The 694-nt window shown below is 48.0% G+C and carries 1 protein-coding gene; it reads left to right on the top strand.

Annotated elements, in window-relative coordinates:
• Window positions 1-648: thymidylate synthase (locus A3751_RS17280; RefSeq protein ID WP_068458238.1), on the top strand; the 648-nt coding region annotated here is incomplete at its 5' end.
• Window positions 649-694: the final 46 nt, after the last annotated feature.

Below are 694 nucleotides of genomic sequence, written 5' to 3'. Positions count from 1 at the left end.
GGCAGTACGGATAACAACTGGTTGTCCGAGCGTGGCGTGAGCATTTGGAATGAGTGGGCGACCGAAGAGGGCGACCTTGGGCCGATTTATGGTAAGCAATGGCGCAGCTGGGCAGGCCAGGATGGCCGCGTTGTAGATCAAATTTCTGATTTGATTACCCAAATCAAAACCAAGCCGAATTCCCGGCGTTTAATTATCTCGGCTTGGAATCCGACCGAGCTACCGGACGAGTCTATCTCACCTCAAGAAAATGTGCATGAGGGGCGTATGGCGTTGGCTCCGTGCCATTGCTTGTTTCAGTTCTACGTTGAGAACGGGCGCTTGTCGTGTCAGCTTTATCAGCGAAGTGCTGATTTATTTCTAGGTGTCCCGTTTAACATCGCCAGTTATGCCTTGTTAACGCACATGATTGCGCAGCAATGTGATCTTGATGTGGGTGATTTTGTGCACACATTTGGTGACTGCCATCTGTACAGTAATCACCTTACGGACGAGATTGTGTTTGAGCAATTAAGACGAACTCCAAGAGCGTTGCCAAAACTCAATATCAAGCGTAAACCGGAGAGCATCTTCGGTTATGAGTTTGAGGATTTTGAAGTACTTGATTACGATCCGTATCCTGGAATTCGTGCTCCGATTGCGATCTAAGAACTGAAGGCTGACTTAATTATGCGTATTTCCCTCATTGTGGCCT

Source organism: Oleiphilus sp. HI0080 (genome assembly GCF_001635135.1).
This window is presented reverse-complemented; position numbering and strand designations above follow the sequence as displayed.